The organism is Streptococcus mitis (assembly GCF_946190275.1).
Classification (GTDB): domain Bacteria; phylum Bacillota; class Bacilli; order Lactobacillales; family Streptococcaceae; genus Streptococcus; species Streptococcus mitis_DC.
Genome location: NZ_CAMHZQ010000001.1, coordinates 76214 through 91439 on the forward strand (window position 1 = coordinate 76214; position 15226 = coordinate 91439).

Here is a 15226-nt window from a genome sequence, read left to right on the forward strand (position 1 = left end):
AATTCTTAAGTTATATTGATAACTATCACTATTAAATTATATCATTTTGTCGGATTTTTGTTTCAATTTGAAAACTTTTAGTAGATTGGCCAGATAGTAAACTGACCAGATTTGATTGTGCAGGCGAGTTTTTAAAAAAACTCGCATTCCAACCAATTTTAAAATAAGATATACTAGTTGTGTCGTTAAAGTTATAACTTTTTACTCGTCAGCATTCGCGATAAGCTGACCATGCATTCTTTGACAGGAGGAAAAAACATGTCAAAAGAGAAAAAATTAACTGTGGGCACCCACACCAGTGCAAAAGCATTTTTAGATGCTTTGTTAACATCTGTTACAGTGTCAGCAACAATAAAAGTTGTTGACAAAAACGATGGCATCATCAACGAAGGTCAAGAAGACCAACGTGCTTGGGCATCTCTAACGTGTGTAGATAAGAAACTCTACGAGACGTTTGCAAGTATTGGACAAGAAGACTACTGTCCAACTTTTAAAGTCAAGTTGAAAAACTATCAGAGCGAAAACCTAGATAGTTTGATTAACGCTGACATCACACTTAATAACTATGATGTAGCGTTTGTATTTGACAAACTCAAGCAACCAGTCGGACTCGCTCTTGTAGCTGAGCTTGGTGACATTTCATTGAAATAAGTGATAAGCATAGTGAGTTATCATCTACTTCCTTTAGATGATAACTACTTACTATGCGTGAGGTGAACATATGTTATTTAAAATATTCTTCTATCTTATCCTTGCGTTGCTTGTGTGGCAAGGTTTGAATGTTGTGTACATTTATCTAAAGAGACAGTTTCTTCTACTATCAAATGAAGTTGCTGATAACAACGGAAAGATATGGGAACAATGTCTCTTATTATCGGGAAATCAAGTTAAGATTTTAAAAAATTTGATTCAGGAGTTAATTTTTTGGCAACTAAACAAGACAATTGATGAGCAATTACAAGCTCGAAAGGCTACTGTCTTACAAAACGTAGTTAATCATCTCAATCAAAACTTATATCAGCAGTTACAGTTAAAAACTATAAATCCTGCCACTACTGATGGTGTAGATATTTGGGTTTATCTAGCAAACAACTTAAATGATGATGAACAATTGTCATTAGAAAACTACTTTGTAGGTGTTATTGCTCTATACACCAATGAGTTTGCATTAGATGTACTAACTGTTGAACTGACCGCAGGTTCTGGCTGGGTTGCTAAATTCGATGTCAAAACGAGCGGAGAGGCAGTATACAATCGAATGACAAGACAGACGAAAGTCAGTTACGAAGAGGACTTCTAGCATGATCAAAAACGTTTTTGACGTCAACAACAGGGGACACCCATCCCCTGCAACCGTTGACATTAACCGATTTTTCGCATGGATTATAGCAGGCCCGTCTGGTTCAGGAAAATCCACTTTTTTGAGAAGACTGCTAGGTCTCATTTCATTTCATGATACAGATGCTGAAGCTTACTTTTTGGACTTTAAAGCAGATGAAGAAATGTTTTCAATGACTAGTGACCATGTCGCAAGAGGCTTTGACTGTCTAGAACTATTCGAAACAGTCTATAAACGCTTTGAGGATAGACTTCATAAGCAAGAAAAAAACTCACATAATCTTTACTTGATTTTCGACGAGTGGCAAGCTTTCCTTGCTTATTTAGAACAAACAGACAAGAAAAAGCACAAGGAAGTACTTTCTAAGATGTTAATGATGAACAGTATGGGTAGAAGCCTAGGTTTGCGAATCGTTTTATCTAGTCAACGTTTCTTGATGTCTGACCTTCCGGGGCGCTACAATTTTAATTGTGTCATATCCTTATCAACTAGCTTTCTGCTAGCAACAAACAACAGGCAACTCCTTTTTCCTGATATGGAAAAGGATGAAGTTTCAGTAAAACCTAGAGGATATGGCTATTTCCAACTGGAGGGCGAATCTGTCAAGATGTTTCGTACTATTCAAGTAAGAGACGAGGAACGGTTAAATCAACGAATGCAAGAGCTATTTTCAAGGTATAGCTAGCGCTTTTTCTGCTACACTTGTTTAGCGCGACACTGACCTTACCTAGGGGATTCATCGGTATAGGTGTCGGCACGACATTACCAGCAGAAAAATGACTGCTTGCAAGGGCTAGAGGGTGGAGATTTTTCAAGCGTAACGATGCCGAAGGCAAGGAGTGAAGCGAAGAAAAATACTACCCGTCCCTTGTTAGCTGGCAAGCGTTCTCGGTTCGATGGGGATCCATCGGGCAGGAGAGGCTGGGGTTTGGGGCAAAGCCCCAAGAGTATCTAAATTTATTTTTTAATTATTCCTAACGCGTGTTAGACTGGGCTTGTCAATAGTCTAACACTAAAATAATTAAAAAAATAATTAGAAATGGTGGTTTAATTATTATGACAAAAAATACAAATAAAAAAGAAACTATTTTAACATCAGTTCTATTAACACAACAGTTCTTATCCAAAGCTTGGAAAAACAGTTGGGATGAAGAACTAATCAAATCCGAGAATATTGAAAAAATTCTTGAGGAGATTGTTAGAAAAGTTAGTGAAGTGGCAACAGTTTCTGAGGCATATGCAATTAAGCATGACAAAGACACATCTGTATCATTCGACAAAAAACTTCAAGAAACAACTACTAAACTTGCCGAACCGCATATTCATGCTTTACTCAAGTTTAAAAAAGGTGCAACACTATCTACTTTAGCCGAAAAAATCGGATTAGCAGAACAGTATCTCGAAAAAGCGAAGTCTGGAAGGTATGGCTACGATAACTTGTTAGCTTACTTAATTCATGCAAAAGATAAAGATAAATATCAATATAGCCCTGATGAAGTTGTTACTCTAGCAGGTAAAGACTACTTAGAAGTCTATCATGAAAGGAAAGAAAGTTGGCTTAAAGGAAAAGCTAAAAAAGAAGTTCAACAAAGTTATGAGGATATCGATTTATTAATTGATAACATTCTGAACGAGAATATCACCAAACAGGAAATTCTGCTTAATAAGAAATATCACACGCTGTATACAGTGCATAGAGTTAGAATAAACGATGCTATTAGGACTGTTGGGGAAATTAAAAGTGCCAAAGTAAAATATGAACTTGAACACAAAGAGTTCAAAAAGACAGTCATTTTCATCTATGGTAAATCTGGTCTTGGAAAATCAACGTTTGCAAAAGAGTTAACTAAAGATATCGTTCAGCTAGCAAAACTAAATAACCAAAAGTGGCAGTCAGTCTTGACCGCAGGTACTAACATGTTTGATGAAGTAAACGGAGAAGAAATCCTACTACTTGATGATGTTCGAGGGGATAGCTTAACCGCATCTGATTGGTTAAAAGTTTTGGATCCATATAGTATCAGTCCAGTGTCTGCACGTTATCAAAACAAAACAGCTGCTTCCAAGGTCATCATTATCACAAGTTCTAAACATCCTTTAACTTTCTTTTACCATACTAAAGGAAACTTCCAAGAAGATTTATCGCAATACGTTAGAAGAATCGAGCAATTGGTAACAGTAAAAGGTACGAGTGACGAACTTATTTTTGCAGAATCTCATCCTGAAAGATTCTCAAACAATAGGAGACGAATCCCAGAGGTTGGACATGAAGTTTATCTATCTTACGATTTCACATCTGACAACGAAATGAAGAGTAAAGAAGAACTACTGTCCATTTTAGTTTCAAAAATTGGACTTAACAACCAATGGGATATCTGGGAATACGACAAAATAAAAACCCCGTCCGAAACTTTGGCGAGCGAGGACGAGGTGGAAGATAATCAAGAAAAGTAAATAGGGTATCTCTTGATACCTCTATTATACCATACATTGGAGGAATACATGCAAGTCATTTTACCAGATGAACAAGTTCAACAAATTCAGCACCTACTCGCTGAACTAATCAAAAAAGAGATTGAAAATAGGTTGAACAATAGCAATCTTGATAGTCCATTTTTAAACAAACAACAGGCTTGTAATTACTTGAGTATATCTAACAATACTCTCGACAGTTGGATTAAACAAGGATTACCTTATATAAGAGTTGGAAAAACTGTTCGCTTTGATAAGACAGAAATCAATCGTTGGTTACAAAATCAGTAGCATTTCTACCGTGGTTTGTTATAATGAAATCACGGTATTTTTCTAGCTCAATTAAAAAGGAGAATACTATGTCAATTACAAAAACTAAAAATGGAACTTATCGCTTACGAATCTACATTCCTGAGGAAGTTAAGTCCTCACTAGGTGTTGATAAGAAAGTGATTGAAAAACGGTTCAAAACAAGGAGTGAAGCAAAAAAATACGAACTAGAACTTCAAAACAAGATTGACAAAATTCTTAGTGGAGAATCAGCCTTACTAGAAAATAATGGTTCTATACTCTTTTCCGACTTCTATAAAAACGTTTGGTGGGAATCCTACAAAGCAGGACAGACTACTTCTACTTCCAAACCACCTTCTCAAGCTACCATAACTGGTACAGAAATTGCCTTTAGAAAGCATATCTTACCTATGCTTGGTAACTACTCTATTGAGTTTCTCAATCAAAATAAACAAGTTGTTTTAAATCTATTAACTCAAAAGGCTGAAGAATATGCAAATTTCAAAGTTATCAGGAGCTACGTTAATTCTATCTTTGACTGGGCGGAAGAATTAGAATATATCGAAACAAACCGCCTATCTAAAACAATAAGCCGTATCAAAGCCACTAAGAAAATCAAGTTGCAAAAATCTAAAAAAGATGAAGATTTATACCTATCTCAAGAAGAACTTCAAGCATGGTTTACAGCTTTTGAAAAAGATCTAGAGGCTGAAAAGATTCTATTCAAAGATTATGTTTTGTTCTATACTACCTTCTTCCTAGGAGATAGAAAATCAGAGAGCTACGCTTTGCAGTGGAGGCATATCAATACAAGTGATCAGGAAATTCAGTTAGTACAAGCTTTAGATAAATACAAAAATCCAAAGTCTACCAAAGGGAATAAAAAGACAACTTTCCGAATTCCCATTGAATTGACTAACTTACTTAAAGAATGGAAAAAACAGCAAAAAGATGAACTAGCAAAATTTGGAATTATCCAATCCAATGAACAGTATGTCTTTACGTATATCGATATGAAAGGAAATGTTAACAGCCCTCTACACTCTGACTATCTCAATAATAAAATGAAATCTGTCAAACGTCGTCATCCAGAACTTAAGCATGCTACACCTCATAAATTACGACATACAGGAGCAACATTAGCAAAACAGGCTGGAACGTCTATTGAAGCTATTTCTGAAGCTCTAACCCATAGTGACACGATTACAACTAAGACTTATGTCAACACTTCAAATGTCATTCCAATGGCTGTTGGAGAGATTGCCTATCGTAATCTTAAAAAGTAATGGTGTGAATTTGGTGTGAAAAATGGTGTGAATTTTGCTAAAAAAACATCAAAAAACACCCCATGGTGTGAACCATGAAGTGTTGATAAATGCTGTATTGTAGCCGTTTCTTAACGTTTAGAGAACTGGCTAGCTTTACGAGCTTTCTTAAGACCTGGTTTCTTACGTTCAACTTTACGTGAGTCACGTGTAAGAAGTCCTGCGCGTTTCAATGAATCGCGGAAGTCTGGGTCTACTTGAAGAAGGGCACGAGCGATACCGTGACGGATAGCTCCTGATTGACCAGCGTATCCACCACCTACAACGTTAACGAAAACGTCGTATGAACCTGCAGTTGAAGTAACTGCGAATGGTTGGTTGATTACAAGACGAAGGTCAGCGTGTGGGATGTACTCTTCAACATCTTTTTTGTTAACAGTGATTTTACCAGTTCCTGGAACAAGGCGAACGCGTGCAACAGCGTTTTTACGACGTCCAGTACCTGCATATTGTGCTTGTGACATACTTTATTGTTCCTTTCCTTAGATAAGTCCTGAAATGTCAAGAACTTCTGGTTGTTGTGCAGTGTGAGTGTGCTCAGCTCCAACAAAGACTTTCAACTTCATACCTTGAGCGCGTCCAAGAGTATTGTGTGGAAGCATACCTTTAACTGATTTCTCGATCAAACGTACTGCATTTTTAGAACGAAGTTCACCTGCAGAGATTTGTTTCAATCCACCTGGGTGGTTTGAGTGAGTGTAGTAGATTTTATCAGTTGCTTTTTTACCAGTTAATTTAACTTTTTCAGCATTGATAACAATCACAAAATCACCTGTATCAGTGTGTGGTGTAAATGTTGGTTTGTTTTTTCCGCGAAGTACGCTAGCAACTACTGCAGAAAGACGTCCAAGTGGTACATCAGTTGCGTCAACTACGTACCATTTACGTTCAACTTGGCCTGGTTTAGCCATAAATGTTGTTTTGTTCATGATTTCTCCTATATATAGTTCGATTTTTGTTTACGGTGATGGGTGTTCCTTCCCATCGAAAAGTATTTGGAAGGTTCCGGGGCCTTTCAAATGGGGTAAACAATACCGCCTACTATAATACCAAATTTCACCCCTAAAAGTCAATAGATATGAAAAATATTTTTCTGAATTCCACTCTTTTCATCTCTAAAAAACCTCGCTTTCGCGAGGCTCTTCTATTTATAAGATAAGGCACGTCTAAAGGTTTTCCAAGGTCCTAAATCATCTGTTTGCAGAACGAGACTAGCATACATGCGTCCGATAAATCCTGTTGCTACCACTGCAAAAATCACTGTAATAGCAAGTGAAATCCATGCTTCTACTCCCCCTGCATAGCCATTAATGGTTCTAAATGGCATAAAGAAGGTCGAAATAAAGGGAATATAAGAACCAATCTTCAAGATGAGATTGTCACCAGCTGCACCTAGAGCTGTCACTCCAAAAAAACCACCCATAATCAAAATCATCAAAGGCGACAGGGCTTTCCCTGAGTCCTCAGGACGAGAAACCATAGATCCTAGGAAGGCTGCCAAGACTACATACATGAAAAGACTAACCAAAATAAAGAGCAAGGTATTTAGAGAGAAAGCATCTCCCAAGTGATCTAAAACACCAGACTGAGCCAAGAATGGCAAATCTTTAAAGAGCAAAATGGCTGCCAGGCCCCCTACAACATAAATCCCGATATGCGTTAAAATCACCAGAAACAGAGCCATCATCCGCGCATAGAAATAGTGACTAGCCCTTATGCTAGAAAAAACGACTTCCATAATTTTAGTGCCTTTTTCACTGGCAACTTCCTGAGCTGTTACACCCGCATAGGTAATCAGGATCATATAAAGAAAGAATCCTAAGGCACCTGCTGCCATTGTTTGAATAAACTTTTTATTTTCCTTGGCTTCATCAATCTTTTCTGTGAATTGAATTGTCTGCGCTAAGCGTTTTTCCTGCTCTTGAGACAAGGAGGCAGTTGAACGATTAAGCTGATTTTGCAGTTCATTGAGTGTACCTGTAACTGCAAATTTAATTCCATTTTCAAGCGACGTTTCGCCATGATAAACTGCCTTCAAGACACTATCCTCTTGGTCAATAGTCAGATAGCCTTTTAATTTTTCATCTTTAATCGCTTCTTTAGCACTTGCTTCGTCTTTATAGTCAAAGTTAACACCATTTACATTCTTCAGTCCTTCTGCTACAGATGGCACTGTTGTCACTACTGCCACTTTATCATTTTTAGCCATTGAAGAGCCTTGGAGATAGGCAATTCCTACAGAGATTCCTAAAAAGAGGAACGGCGAAATCACCATAAAGAAGAAACTCCACGATTTGACATGTCGAAGATAGGTTTCCTTGATTACAACCCACATATTTCTCATACTTCCACCCCTGATTCTAGTTTAAAGATTTCATCGATTGTTGGCGCTTGCTGGTCAAAGGTTGCGATATATTGCCCTTGAGTCAAGATTGGGAAGAGTTCCCTTCCAGCACTCTCATCATCTAGGATTAATTTCCAACTGCCTTGTTTGGTCAAGCTCACCTGTTTGACATGAGGAAGTTTTTCCAATTCTTCCTTGCTTCGTTCACTTGAAACAAAGAGACGTGTTTTCCCGTATTGATTGCGGACATCCTGAACTGGTCCATGCAAGACCACACGGCCATCTCGAATCATGAGAATATCGTCACAAAGCTCCTCGACGTTGGTCATGACATGGTCAGAAAAGATAATGGTTGCCCCACGTTCTTTTTCTTGAAAAATGACTTGCTTTAGCAATTCAGTATTAACTGGGTCCAAGCCACTGAAAGGCTCATCCAAGATAATCAAGTCTGGTTCATGAATCAGAGTAATGATGAGCTGAATCTTCTGCTGATTTCCTTTTGACAGACTCTTGATTTTATCTGTCAGCTTCCCTTTCACTTCCAACCTCTTCATCCATTGAGGGAGTTTTTCCTTGACCTCCTTGGCATCCATGCCTTTTAGAGTCGCCAAATAGCGAACTTGTTCAAGGACTGTCAATTTAGGCATGAGACTGCGTTCTTCAGGTAGATAGCCAATCCGAGCGTAGGTTTCCTGACGAATATCCTGACCATCCAGACTGATTTCTCCTTGATATTCTAAAAACTTCAAAATACTGTGGAAAATTGTTGTTTTTCCAGCACCATTTTTCCCGACTAGTCCCAAAATACGACCTGGTCGTGCTTGAAAGTCAATACCAAACAAAACTTGCTTGGGTCCAAAACTTTTCTCTAGACTTCTTACTTCTAGCATCTTTCACCTCCGAAATGTCTTTCACTCATTATACTCCCTTTTGATAGCCTTTACAATGTTTTTTGTCCATTTTCAGAAGACTATTGCTGTATAAAATACGGTCTGGAGCACTTTTAGTGATAAATCCATTATACAGTAGCGAACTCAATTTATCACCTCCTCTCCTCAACTGTCCATTTTTAATCCTGAATTGTTATTTGAAAAGAAAAAATCCACCCCGGGGGATGGATTGATGAGTTAACGCACTTCTGCGTTCACTTTTTCTTCGAGCGATGCTTGGATTTTTTCCATATAGCGTGCGACTTCTTCGTCCGTTAAGCTATCTTCAGGATTTTGGAAAGTCAAGCTATAAGCCATTGACTTCATACCAAGTCCCAATTTCTCACCTGAAAAGACGTCAAAGAGTTTGATATCTGTCAAACGTTTCACACCGGCAGCTTGGATAGCGTCCACAACTTCTTGGTGAGTCACTTCTGCCTTAAGGAGAAGGGCAACGTCACGGCTGACTGCTGGGAATTTAGTAATTTCTACAAATGGAGCGGCTGGCTGAAGCGCTGCCTCGATGGCTGAAAGGTTGAGCTCAGCTACATACGTTTCTGGAATATCGTAAGCCTTAGCAGTGACTGGATGCACTTGGCCAAGGAAACCAAGAACTTGGTCACCGAGTGAAATCATAGCTGTACGTCCTGGGTGGAGGCTAGCGATTTCAGATGTTGCTGTATAAGTTACTTGGAGTCCCAAACGAGCAAAGAGGGCTTCAAGGATTCCCTTAGCATAGAAGAAATCAACTGGAACTGCTGCTGTTTGGAAATCTTTTTCAGCAACCAATCCTGTCAAGGCAAAGGCAAAACTGTTGATTTCATTTGGAAGTTCTTCTTTTGGATTACCTGTTTGTTCAAAGACTTTTCCAATCTCGTAAAGGGCCAAGTTTTTGTTCTTGCGAGCCACATTGTAAGCAACTGTATCTAGGATACCAGAAATCATATTTTGACGGAGGACAGAACGGTCCACTGTCATTGGCCACATGAGTTCTGTAAGGTTACTTGGTCGAGCTGTAAACTCAACTGCTTTTTCAGGAGTTGTTAGAGCGTAGGTAATGATTTCTGTCAAACCTGCCCCTTCAGCAATCGTACGAACTTGACGTCGAAGTTTTTGTGTCGCAGTCAATTCACCAGCTGTTCCATCGTCTTTTGGAAGACTAGTTGGCAAGCGGTCATATCCATAGATACGAGCGATTTCTTCAAAGAGGTCTGCTTCGATGGTGATATCCCAACGACGACGTGGTACGCTGACTGTAAAACTATCTGCATTTCCAGAAAGACCAAATCCAAGACGACGGAAGACATCTTCGACATCAGTGTATGAAAGCTCCGTACCAAGGACACGGTTGACGTCTGCAAGGGTAGAAGAAACTTCCACATCAGAAGTATCAAGTTCACCTGCTGAAACGATACCCTTACGCACTGTCGCACCTGCAAGCTCAGCAATCATGCTAGCCGCCGCATCAAGGGCTTCGTTAACAGTTGCCACATTGATACCTTTTTCAAAGCGAGAAGATGACTCCGAACGAAGATTCAAGCGACCGCTAGTTTTACGGATAGATTTGCCATTGAAGACAGCAGCTTCAAGGACAACGCGACTAGATTTTTCAGAGATTTCTGTTGCTTGACCGCCCATGACACCTGCAAGGGCTACTGGCTTGTCAGCGACAGTGATGACTAAGTCATTCACGTCCAAGTCATGTTCTTCACCATCTAAAGTCACCAATTTTTCACCAGCACGCGCTTCACGCACACGGATGTCAGTCCCTTCAAAGGTATCCAAGTCAAAGGCATGCATGGGTTGACCAAAGTAAAGCAGGATATAGTTGGTCACGTCCACTACGTTATTGATTGGACGGATGCCTTCATTCATGAGGAGATTTTGCAACCATTGTGGACTTGGTGCGATGGTCACATTGTCCAAGATACGGGCCGCATAGTAAGGTGCCTTGTCTGTGTCAATGTTGACAGAAAGAGCATCTACTGCACTTTCATTTGTTTCTGTTAGAGTAAATTCTTTAAAGTTGACTGCCTTGTCATAGATGGCTGCCACTTCGTGAGCCACTCCACGCATAGAAAGGGCATCTGCACGGTTGGGTGTGATAGAAAGTTCGATGATTTCATCATCCAAGTCTAGATATGAGAAGACTTCATCCCCAGGAACGGCATTTTCTGGCAAGATTTGAATGCCATCTGCGAATTCCTTAGGCACAACTGAGTCAGAAATTCCCAATTCACCAAGTGAACAGATCATTCCAAGTGACTCTAAGCCACGGATTTTCCCTTTTTTGATTTTGTAGTTATCAGCGATGCGAGCTCCTGGAAGTGCCACCATGACCTTGATACCAGCACGCACATTCGGTGCACCACAAACGATTTGACGGGCTTCTTCTTCGCCAACATTAACCTGACAAACATGGAGATGAGTTTCTGGCACATCTTCGCAAGACAAGACCTCACCGACGACAATTTTTGAGAGACCAGCAGCTGGTGATTCGACACCCTCTACCTCGATCCCCGTAGTTGACATTTTTTCAGCCAACTCTTGTGATGGCACATCAATGTCCACCAATTCTTTTAACCATTTATAAGATACAAGCATAATTCTGATTGTAAGATCCCACCACGTGGGACCTTTTCAATTCCTTTCTTTTTCTTCGAGTCAGTCCTTACCATTCTCCATAGAGAAAAAATGACTAGGACTGTGTTTCAAGTTTCAATCTTATTTAAACTGTTCTGAGAAACGGACATCTCCTTGGTAGAATCCACGGATATCATTGATTCCGTAACGGAGCATGGCTACACGCTCTTGACCAAGACCAAAGGCAAAGCCAGAGTAAACAGTCGCATCGATACCACTCATTTCAAGGACACGTGGGTGAACCATACCGGCACCCATAATTTCGATCCAACCTGTTTTCTTACATACGTTACAGCCTTCTCCACCACACTTGAAGCAAGAAACATCCACCTCAACAGATGGCTCTGTGAATGGGAAGTAAGATGGACGCAAACGAATTTGACGCTCTTCACCAAACATTTTTTGGACAATCAACTGAAGCGTTCCTTGAAGGTCTGCCATAGAGATATTTTTCCCAACAACCAAGCCTTCGATTTGGTGGAACTGGTGACTGTGGGTCGCATCATCCGTATCACGACGGAACACACGCCCTGGAGAGATCATTTTTAAAGGACCTTTAGAAAAATCATGAGCATCCATAGCACGCGCTTGAACAGGAGACGTGTGGGTACGAAGTAAGATTTCTTCTGTGATGTAGAAAGTGTCCTGCATATCGCGGGCTGGGTGATCTTTGGGAAGGTTCATACGCTCAAAGTTGTAGTAGTCTTGCTCCACTTCAAAACCGTCCACTACTTGGTAACCCATCCCAATGAAAATATCTTCGATTTCTTCACTTGTTTGTGTGAGGACATGACGGTGACCAGTCGCAACAGGGCGACCTGGAAGTGTCACATCTATACTCTCGCTAGCTAGTTGAGCTGCGACTTTCTTTTCTTCCAAGAGCTTAGCAGTTTCTTCAAAGGCCGCTGTCAAGACATCACGAGCTTCATTTACGTGTTTCCCAATGATTGGACGCATCTCAGCTGATACATCCTTCATCCCTTTGAGGATTTCAGTAAGCGAACCCTTTTTACCAAGGACAGAGACACGCAAGTCTTGCATCTCTTTTTCATTTTCAGCAGTAATCTGCTTCAAGCTAGCCAGCGTTTCTTCGCGAAGCGCTTTTAATTGTTCTTCAATAGTTGACATAATTCCTCCATCAGTCGCTCGTAGATAAAAAGAAAACCACATGCCAAAACTCCACTCGGAGCGTTGACACGCGGTACCATCCGTTTTCATCTGACAAGTCAGACCTTCATTTCTAAATCCATGCGCAAGTGAATTCACCCAGCTTTCATATAGAGAGCTTGCAGTCACGGCTCTCCTCCCTGATATACTTCCCTTGAGTTACTAGTCTTGCAGATTTCTATTCAATTACTACTTAGTTTATCAGATTTTGAGTTAAAAAACAAGTTAGATTAGACTAATTTCAGTATAAAACTCATTCCTTTTTCTGTTGCTCCATTTTCCACAAATCCAAGCGCCTTGAAACACCTCCTAGAAGCATGATTGTAGGTGTAGATTTCCTTGACTCTCAATTCTTTCCATCCTTTTACTCGAGCCAATTCAATCAAAGCACTTAGAATCTTTTTTCCAAGTCCTCGATGTTGGTAAGCGGAATTCCCAATCACAATGGGGAGATTATCCTGAGATAGTGTAACATCCCCAATTGGAAACCATTCTCCCTTCTCCTTGACTTCAATCCAAAAAAGTTCACCATGCTGATCCAAATAGGAATACATGGCTTCCAAAGTTTCTTGACTATAAGGAAGCTTCACCCCATCTACGAGGTAAACTAAGTCCACATTCTGATACCAAGCAAAAGCTTCCTCACAATGATTGACCTTACAATAAGGAACAAGACGCAGTGAATTATCTATTTGTAGGGCCTGTTTCATCTGCTTTCCTTTTCAACAAAAGAGTTGCTGCTTGATTAAAACCATCACACCAGTTATACCATTTTGCTTCATACTCATCTTGAGGTAATATATGATTTTTTAAATCCAGAACAGAGTAAATCTTTCTTTCCTCACAAGCTTGCGCATAGAGATGATATAGTTCATCGCCGCCGTCTCTATCCCACTCAGCAGAAATCGTATCCCGACCCGCCAATAAAGCCTGATAAGCCCTGTGATGCCCGTCTGTAATCAGCAAGCAATTTCCAAATGCAAGAATACTAATTGGATCAACATTGTTTAGTTCTACAGACTGATAAAGCATCTGAATATCTTGCAACTTCTTTTCTGATAAGTATAGTTGAGTCGGATGAAGATCTGCTATACTGACTTTCATTTCTTTCTCCTCAAGGGAATTTGATACTCACTTCTGCTTGCCTTTAAATCGCCATTGGAAGCGGAGCTTGTCATAGAAGGGGAATTCGATAAACAAGACTCCCAAGCCCACACAGAAACTGGCAAGTACATCTGATGGGTAATGAACTCCCAGATAGACCCTTGATACCAACACACTGACTAGGTAGAGACCTAGAACGATTTGCACGATTTTTCTCCAGACTGGATTTTTAATCCGTTGACTGAGAATGACAATCAGAGAACCGACCATCAAGGTTACAGCCAGAGAATGGCCACTTGGAAAGGAAAATCCCTTCTCCTCAACCAAGTGTAAAATAGCTGGTCGTGGGCGCTGGTAGATATTTTTAAAGATCACGATTAAAAGACCTGCCAAAGCCAGATTTCCCAGCATGAAGAAACTTTCTATCTTCCACCGCTTACGATAAAAGACAAAAGCTGTAATGACAACCCAGGTGATAATCACTGGGATATCAATCAGACGTGTAATGGCTCGGAAAAGAATAGTCAAGTAATCTGGCAAGTCTCCTCGAACGGCAGTCTGAATCGGTTGGTCAAAACCGACCAGCGTTTCAGGGTAAAATTTGACCATGTAGCCAAGAATAACGAAAAGTAAAAGGGCAAAACTGCCCTTCATTAAAAACGTTTGTTTATCTCTCATAATGTTTTAAGGTTGGTTTCAAGAGAACATACAACAACCAGAATGAAACGGCAAAGATGACACCCTCAATCAAGTTAAAAGGCAACACCATAGTCATTAGGTAGTTGGACAGTCCCAAAATTTTTCCAATATCAAAGTTAGCAAACTTAGCATACAAAGGAACAGCGTAAACATAGTTGAGAACCAACATAGCCACGGTCAAGCCAATAGTTCCAGCTAGAGATCCTAGTAGGAAACGAAGGGTTGTCCGTTCCTTTTTCCAAATCAAAGCAAATACGATGACAAAAACTCCCAAAGCTACAATATTCATCGGCAAACCAATGTAAGTATTCACTCCTTGGCTGTTAAGAAGCAATTTCAAGAGTGAGCGAAGCAAGAGGATTCCTAGAGCAGCAGGCAAATCCATGACCACCAGACCCACAAGGACTGGCAAGATACTAAATTCGATCTTAAGGAAGGATGCCGCTGGCAAGAGCGGAAAGTCAAAGTACATCAGCACAAATGAGATGGCTGATAGAATTGCAATGGTCGAAAGTCGACGTGTGTTTGTCATAACAGGTTCCTCCAATTTTCTATAAAATCAGAAGAAGTTAGAAAGGATTCCTCTATCTATTCTCACTTTTTATATCCCAAATCTTCCCTCTCACTCTATTGAAGCAAGCGGTTACAATCTAGCTATAAATCTATCAGAACAGACAAAGCTATTCTTTCGTCTTCTCCCATCCAGACTATACTGTCGGTTGTGGAATCTCACCACATCAGCTTGCGCTCGCGGACTTCTTTAACTAAGATATTTTAGATTTATCTAGGCGTCGCAGTCGAAGATCATACTTAAAGTATATCGAGACAAGACAACGACGAGAAAGCTAAAATAGCTAGTTAAAGTCACCGCCGGTCGGGAATCTCACCCAGCCCTGAAGACTCTTTTATCATA

Annotated in this window: 16 protein-coding genes and 1 riboswitch; of the genes, 6 read left to right on the forward strand and 10 right to left on the reverse strand. The window is 40.0% G+C overall.

Going from position 1 to position 15226, the window contains the following annotated elements; translation table 11 throughout:
- Positions 1-258 precede the first annotated feature (258 nt).
- From N8M20_RS00360 to N8M20_RS00385, 6 genes are all read left to right on the forward strand, one after another.
- Entirely contained in the window at positions 259-651 is a 393-nt protein-coding gene (locus N8M20_RS00360) for a hypothetical protein (RefSeq protein ID WP_261078615.1), read from the forward strand.
- Positions 652-721: 70 nt separating this feature from the next.
- Entirely contained in the window at positions 722-1300 is a 579-nt protein-coding gene (locus N8M20_RS00365; protein ID WP_261078617.1) for a hypothetical protein, read from the forward strand.
- Between the two features lies 1 nt (position 1301).
- Positions 1302-2024, forward strand: coding sequence for an ATP-binding protein (locus N8M20_RS00370; protein ID WP_261078619.1), 723 nt, complete (start codon positions 1302-1304; stop codon positions 2022-2024).
- Positions 2025-2395: 371 nt separating this feature from the next.
- Positions 2396-3793, forward strand: coding sequence for a Rep family protein (locus N8M20_RS00375; RefSeq protein ID WP_261078620.1), 1398 nt, complete (start codon positions 2396-2398; stop codon positions 3791-3793).
- Positions 3794-3841: 48 nt separating this feature from the next.
- Positions 3842-4102, forward strand: a complete 261-nt coding sequence (locus tag N8M20_RS00380) for a helix-turn-helix domain-containing protein (RefSeq protein ID WP_050271464.1) — start codon at positions 3842-3844, stop codon at positions 4100-4102.
- 68 nt (positions 4103-4170) lie between these two features.
- Positions 4171-5388, forward strand: a complete 1218-nt coding sequence (locus tag N8M20_RS00385; protein WP_261078622.1) for a tyrosine-type recombinase/integrase — start codon at positions 4171-4173, stop codon at positions 5386-5388.
- 110 nt (positions 5389-5498) lie between these two features.
- Here the strand turns inward: N8M20_RS00385 and rpsI are convergent, their stop codons facing one another.
- From rpsI to N8M20_RS00435, 10 genes are all read right to left on the reverse strand, one after another.
- Positions 5499-5891: a 30S ribosomal protein S9 gene (gene rpsI / locus N8M20_RS00390; protein ID WP_000075964.1), complete on the reverse strand. Its 393-nt coding sequence runs from the start codon at positions 5889-5891 to the stop codon at positions 5499-5501.
- 18 nt (positions 5892-5909) lie between these two features.
- Positions 5910-6356, reverse strand: coding sequence for a 50S ribosomal protein L13 (rplM, locus tag N8M20_RS00395; RefSeq protein WP_050234169.1), 447 nt, complete (start codon positions 6354-6356; stop codon positions 5910-5912).
- Between the two features lie 215 nt (positions 6357-6571).
- A complete protein-coding gene (locus N8M20_RS00400; protein WP_261078623.1) occupies positions 6572-7771 on the reverse strand; it encodes an ABC transporter permease in 1200 nt (399 codons plus the stop codon).
- Positions 7768-8661 carry an ABC transporter ATP-binding protein gene (locus tag N8M20_RS00405; protein ID WP_261078625.1) on the reverse strand — a complete coding sequence of 298 codons (894 nt, stop codon included), beginning with the start codon at positions 8659-8661 and terminating at the stop codon, positions 7768-7770. Before N8M20_RS00405 ends, N8M20_RS00400 begins: the two co-directional genes overlap by 4 nt.
- A 237-nt stretch (positions 8662-8898) precedes the next feature.
- Positions 8899-11304: a phenylalanine--tRNA ligase subunit beta gene (pheT, locus tag N8M20_RS00410; RefSeq protein WP_261078626.1), complete on the reverse strand. Its 2406-nt coding sequence runs from the start codon at positions 11302-11304 to the stop codon at positions 8899-8901.
- Positions 11305-11424: 120 nt separating this feature from the next.
- The gene (pheS, locus tag N8M20_RS00415) at positions 11425-12471 is read right to left on the reverse strand and encodes a phenylalanine--tRNA ligase subunit alpha (protein ID WP_000103743.1); all 1047 of its coding nucleotides are present in this window, start codon (positions 12469-12471) and stop codon (positions 11425-11427) included.
- A 269-nt stretch (positions 12472-12740) separates the two neighbouring features.
- The gene (locus N8M20_RS00420) at positions 12741-13190 is read right to left on the reverse strand and encodes a GNAT family N-acetyltransferase (RefSeq protein WP_261078815.1); all 450 of its coding nucleotides are present in this window, start codon (positions 13188-13190) and stop codon (positions 12741-12743) included.
- Positions 13191-13194: 4 nt separating this feature from the next.
- The gene (locus tag N8M20_RS00425; RefSeq protein ID WP_261078628.1) at positions 13195-13614 is read right to left on the reverse strand and encodes a chromosome partitioning protein ParB; all 420 of its coding nucleotides are present in this window, start codon (positions 13612-13614) and stop codon (positions 13195-13197) included.
- A 27-nt stretch (positions 13615-13641) separates the two neighbouring features.
- Positions 13642-14292, reverse strand: a complete 651-nt coding sequence (locus N8M20_RS00430; protein WP_261078630.1) for a phosphatase PAP2 family protein — start codon at positions 14290-14292, stop codon at positions 13642-13644.
- Entirely contained in the window at positions 14282-14845 is a 564-nt protein-coding gene (locus N8M20_RS00435; protein ID WP_060627504.1) for an ECF transporter S component, read from the reverse strand. The genes N8M20_RS00430 and N8M20_RS00435 overlap by 11 nt, the downstream gene beginning before the upstream one ends.
- A 154-nt stretch (positions 14846-14999) precedes the next feature.
- Positions 15000-15218: riboswitch (FMN riboswitch) on the reverse strand.
- Positions 15219-15226 lie beyond the last annotated feature (8 nt).

What these genes read in the sequence shown, in the direction of transcription:
- N8M20_RS00400 (WP_261078623.1), bottom strand. Translation starts at nt 7,771, where the DNA reads ATGAGAAATATGTGGGTTGTAATCAAGGAAACCTATCTTCGACATGTC.
- N8M20_RS00430 (WP_261078630.1), bottom strand. Translation starts at nt 14,292, where the DNA reads ATGAGAGATAAACAAACGTTTTTAATGAAGGGCAGTTTTGCCCTTTTA.
- pheS (WP_000103743.1), bottom strand. Translation starts at nt 12,471, where the DNA reads ATGTCAACTATTGAAGAACAATTAAAAGCGCTTCGCGAAGAAACGCTG.
- N8M20_RS00375 (WP_261078620.1), top strand. Translation starts at nt 2,396, where the DNA reads ATGACAAAAAATACAAATAAAAAAGAAACTATTTTAACATCAGTTCTA.
- N8M20_RS00425 (WP_261078628.1), bottom strand. Translation starts at nt 13,614, where the DNA reads ATGAAAGTCAGTATAGCAGATCTTCATCCGACTCAACTATACTTATCA.
- pheT (WP_261078626.1), bottom strand. Translation starts at nt 11,304, where the DNA reads ATGCTTGTATCTTATAAATGGTTAAAAGAATTGGTGGACATTGATGTG.
- N8M20_RS00385 (WP_261078622.1), top strand. Translation starts at nt 4,171, where the DNA reads ATGTCAATTACAAAAACTAAAAATGGAACTTATCGCTTACGAATCTAC.
- N8M20_RS00370 (WP_261078619.1), top strand. Translation starts at nt 1,302, where the DNA reads ATGATCAAAAACGTTTTTGACGTCAACAACAGGGGACACCCATCCCCT.
- N8M20_RS00435 (WP_060627504.1), bottom strand. Translation starts at nt 14,845, where the DNA reads ATGACAAACACACGTCGACTTTCGACCATTGCAATTCTATCAGCCATC.
- N8M20_RS00365 (WP_261078617.1), top strand. Translation starts at nt 722, where the DNA reads ATGTTATTTAAAATATTCTTCTATCTTATCCTTGCGTTGCTTGTGTGG.
- rpsI (WP_000075964.1), bottom strand. Translation starts at nt 5,891, where the DNA reads ATGTCACAAGCACAATATGCAGGTACTGGACGTCGTAAAAACGCTGTT.
- N8M20_RS00405 (WP_261078625.1), bottom strand. Translation starts at nt 8,661, where the DNA reads ATGCTAGAAGTAAGAAGTCTAGAGAAAAGTTTTGGACCCAAGCAAGTT.
- N8M20_RS00360 (WP_261078615.1), top strand. Translation starts at nt 259, where the DNA reads ATGTCAAAAGAGAAAAAATTAACTGTGGGCACCCACACCAGTGCAAAA.
- rplM (WP_050234169.1), bottom strand. Translation starts at nt 6,356, where the DNA reads ATGAACAAAACAACATTTATGGCTAAACCAGGCCAAGTTGAACGTAAA.
- N8M20_RS00380 (WP_050271464.1), top strand. Translation starts at nt 3,842, where the DNA reads ATGCAAGTCATTTTACCAGATGAACAAGTTCAACAAATTCAGCACCTA.